The organism is uncultured Ruminococcus sp. (assembly GCF_937915125.1).
Lineage (GTDB): Bacteria > Bacillota > Clostridia > Oscillospirales > Ruminococcaceae > Ruminococcus_C.
In genome coordinates this window covers 1-4,022 of the sequence record NZ_CALDMP010000085.1, presented here as the reverse complement: position 1 = coordinate 4,022, position 4,022 = coordinate 1, and the positions used below count along the sequence as shown (strand labels likewise).

At 46.8% G+C, this 4,022-nt stretch carries 3 protein-coding genes and 1 other RNA gene; 2 read left to right on the top strand and 2 right to left on the bottom strand.

Going from position 1 to position 4,022, the window contains the following annotated elements; genetic code table 11:
* Nucleotides 1–202: 202 nt before the first annotated feature.
* A complete protein-coding gene (locus Q0418_RS08530) occupies nt 203–1,558 on the bottom strand; it encodes a sodium-dependent transporter (protein WP_298483712.1) in 1,356 nt (451 codons plus the stop codon).
* 434 nt (nt 1,559–1,992) lie between these two features.
* Between Q0418_RS08530 and smpB the strand changes: the two genes are divergently transcribed.
* Together smpB and ssrA are read left to right on the top strand one after the other, a co-directional pair.
* Nucleotides 1,993–2,457 carry an SsrA-binding protein SmpB gene (gene smpB, locus Q0418_RS08525; RefSeq protein WP_298483711.1) on the top strand — a complete coding sequence of 155 codons (465 nt, stop codon included), beginning with the start codon at nt 1,993–1,995 and terminating at the stop codon, nt 2,455–2,457.
* A 35-nt stretch (nt 2,458–2,492) separates the two neighbouring features.
* Nucleotides 2,493–2,864: a transfer-messenger RNA gene (gene ssrA / locus Q0418_RS08520) on the top strand.
* On the opposite strand, the gene Q0418_RS08515 is transcribed toward ssrA, so the two are convergent.
* Nucleotides 2,843–4,022, bottom strand: a 1,180-nt coding sequence (locus tag Q0418_RS08515; RefSeq protein ID WP_298483710.1) for a recombinase family protein, incomplete at its 5' end; no start/stop codon positions are given. The two genes, ssrA and Q0418_RS08515, sit on opposite strands and share 22 nt — an antisense overlap.

Sequence of the window (4,022 nt, the reverse complement as noted above, 5' to 3'; positions counted from 1 at the left end):
TATGCAAGCATATGACGTGCAAAGCCGTCAGGCGCTCTTTGTGCGGTGTTGCCTTTATTATATAGGATAGCAGAGGAAGATGCAACCATATGATTGCAACACAAAATGTCAACTTTAGTTTACAAAGGCAATACCCCACAAAAAGTCCCGACAGGAAATCAAATTCCCATCGGGAGCTTTGTATGATCGTATTGTATGTCTCTTACAGCGTAATAAACAGGGAAGAGAACAGGATCACCAGCATACAGATCGGGCAGACATACTTGACCATGATGCGGTACAGCTGTCTGGATTTGAATTTCGCATTCAGTTCCACTTCATCTTCCACGTACTTTGTCTTTACCACAAAGCCAACCAGAATACAGGTCAGAAGTGCAACGATAGGCATCATAATATTATTGCTGATGAAATCGAAGAAGTCCAGGATCTGCATTTTGAAAATGGTGAAATCAGACCAGATGCTGTAACCGAAAATCGAAAGCAGACCGATGAGGAAAGAAACGCCCATGACGATCAGACAGCTTGGAATCCGCTTCAGCCCGAAGCGTTCGCTGATCATGGAAACAACGGTTTCCATGAGAGAAATGGACGAGGTGAGTGCCGCCAGTGCCACCAGAATGAAAAAGACAGCGCCCACGATCTGACCGCCTGCCATGGAATCGAACACATTGGGCAGTGTGATAAACATCAGGCTCGGTCCCGCATTCAGCGCACTCTTGTCGCCGCCGGAAAAGACAAACACCGCCGGGACAATGATCATTCCAGCTAGAAAAGCCACTGCCGTGTCAAATATCTCGATCTGGCGGACAGAACGTTCGATATTGTCTTCCTTGCGCATATATGAGCCGTATGTGATCATTATGCCCATGGCAAGAGACATGGAATAGAACAGCTGTCCCATGGCAGCAATGACGGTTTTGATGGAAAATTCGGAGAAATCCGGCTTGACATAATAAATCAGACCGTCCATGGCTCCCGGCAGAGTCAGGGTATAAATGCCAATGCCCACGATCAGCAGAAACAGCACCGGCATCAGGATCTTGCTGACTTTTTCAATTCCCTTCTGCACACCCAGCATAACAACTGCGCCGGTGAGCAGAATGAAGATCCCGAAGAATAGGGTAGGCATACCGGCTTGTCCGATAAATCCGGTGAAGAAATCACCGCTGTCTGCAGCCTGATGTCCGGAACCTACTGCGAAGGTGGTGAGATATTTCAATACCCAGCCGCCGATGACGCAGTAATACGGCAGAATGATCACCGGAATAGCACCGGCAAGCCAGCCGAGCGGTGCAAAGTGTTTGTCCATTGCAGTATAGGCATGAATGACGCTCTTGCCGGTACGGCGCCCGATGGAGATCTCCGTGATCATCAGGGCGAAGCCAAAGGTGACGGCAAATATCAGATATACCAGCAGGAAAATACCGCCGCCGTATTTTGCTGCGAGATAGGGGAATCGCCAGATATTTCCCAGTCCGACTGCCGACCCGGCTGCCGCCAGGATAAATCCCAGTCTGGAGCCGAAGCCGCTTTTTTCATGTTTTTCTTTTTGATGCATCCCAAATAATTCCTTTCTGAGGTATTGCCTTAAGGGTAAAAGTACTACAATATAAAATTATACAATATGAATGGGAAAATGTCAATGTCGAAAGGCTATTTTTTTCATTGGAAAAGTTCGAGGCAATACCGCACAAAGATTGTGCGTCAGATGCGCTGTCAGATTTTTCGTCAGATGAAACAAAAAGCGCAGTGAATACTTTGTGTATTCACGAGCATTTTTGTGAAATATGACGCAAAATATGCAAGCATATGACGTGCAAAGCCGTCAGGCGCTCTTCGTGCGGTGTTGCCTCGACTATTTCTGCGACACAATGGCACGGGTTCAGACAAAAAAACCGTATTTCCGGTTCAAATGAGTCTTGACAGAGAATCAGATTTGTGCTATAATAAAATTCAATCTACAAGTTTCATTACGAGAAGGAGTGAATGTTCATGCGTACAAAAGGAACGAAGCAGATCTGTGACAACCGTCAGGCGCGGCATGAATACTTCATTCTGGAACGGTATGAAGCGGGGATCGCACTTCAGGGGAATGAAGTCAAATCCATTCGTCTGGGGCATGTCAACCTGAAAGATGCCTGGTGCGATATCTCCAATGGCGAGCTTTTTGTGAAAGGGATGCATATTTCTCCTTATGAGAAAGATGGTCTGTTCCGCACAGATCCCCTTCGTGTCAGAAAGCTGCTGATGCACCACCGGGAAATTGACCGGATGTTCGGAAAGGTGAAGCAGGACGGCTTGACACTGGTTCCGCTGTCCCTTTATTTTAAGGATTCCAGAGTCAAGGTCGAGGTGGGACTTTGCAAGGGTAAAAAGCTGTATGACAAGCGGCAGACAGCGGCAAAGCAGGATGCCCAGCGTCAGATCCGGCGTGCGGTGAAGGAAATGAATGCTTAAACTGCACATGAAAAATTTCTGCTAATAATTGAAATGGGGGCGTAACGGTTTCGACGGGGATGATGAAGCATGATAAGCGAGCAGAGATTGCTGCATCTCTTTAAACAGCGGCACGTTTAAAATTAAACGCTAAAAAGAACTTTACTGTAAGCTTTAACAAGAGCCTGCAGGTAGCTGCCTAAGTCAGCTACTGTCGCCCGCAGGAGGACCACGGCCTGCGCTGCGGCATGATGCAGTGGTGAACGTTTCGGCGGCATGGTCACACCGCAGAAATGTATCTGACCTACCGCATATTACAGCCTGTTTATCGGCGGTTATGTGCGGGAACTAAGGTAGATAAACTACGCTCGTAGAAAGTTGTGTGGATTTGTTTTCGGACAGGGGTTCAATTCCCCTCGCCTCCACCAAACGAAACATTACACGAACACTCCTCCAATGCGGCAGTAATCTGTTGCAGCGGTGGAGTTTTCGTTTTGTCCGTCACGTTTACAAGTACGACAATCTGATTAGGATAAACGATCACACGATTTACAATTGTATCAATCATATGCTGTTTATCATCATCCGATTTCTTGAAATCGCTGAATTTTCGCATGAAGTACTGGAAGTGCTCCAGTTTAAAATCAGGAGAACTCATAGACAGACGCTTTATTTCGGCTTCTAATGCTGTTTTTCTGCGTTCTAATTCCTGCATGGTATCTTGCAGTGTTTGCGAATTGATGCCGCTTAAAATGGCGTTTACGGCGTTCTCCAGCTTCTTTGATACGTCTTTCAATTCGTTTTGCGCTGCTTTCAGTTCGTAGTTTTCTTTGCGTTCTTTCTGGTACAGATCATATGCAGCTTTTGAGATCATGTCACAGTTTTCTCTTGTCAGGAATTTTTCAACGGTTTCTACGACTGTATTTTCCAGGTTTTCCGCATTGATGCGTCCAGAGCATCCGCATGGACATTTATAGTAAAAATACCGTGTTCCTGTGCGGCTTGTGCCTCCGGTACCGCTGATTGGCTTCTCGCACTCTGCGCACAGCAGTTTCCCTGTCAGTAGGTAGGTGTGTTCTGATCTTCTGTGGCGATGCTTTGACTTATGCGCATCCAGCTTCTGCTGCACACGTTCAAATAAGTCCTTATCCACTATTTTCGGGCACTCTGATGCCTCGCTGACGCCGTCTACAATATACTCACCGATATATTTCCGGTTTGCAAGGATACGTGTGAGCGTGCTGTTGCGGTATGGCTTTCCTCGGCTTGTGGTATAACCTGCGTTGTTAAGATCACGGCATATCTCGGCGAAAGTCTTTCCTTGATCGTATTCCGTAAAAATGCGACGCACAATGGATGCACCGTTCTCGTCAATTTCAAAGCGCTTGTCTTTTCCGATTTTATATCCCAGTGCGATATTTCCGCCTGTAGTCTTTCCTTTGAGCACATTCTCTCGCATGCCACGCTTGATTTTCTGAGAGAGTTCTGCACTGTAGTATTCGTTCATGGATTCCAGCAATCCCTCCAAAATGATACCCTCAGGGCTGTCTGTGATGCGTTCCTTTGCGGAAAGCACACGTACTCCA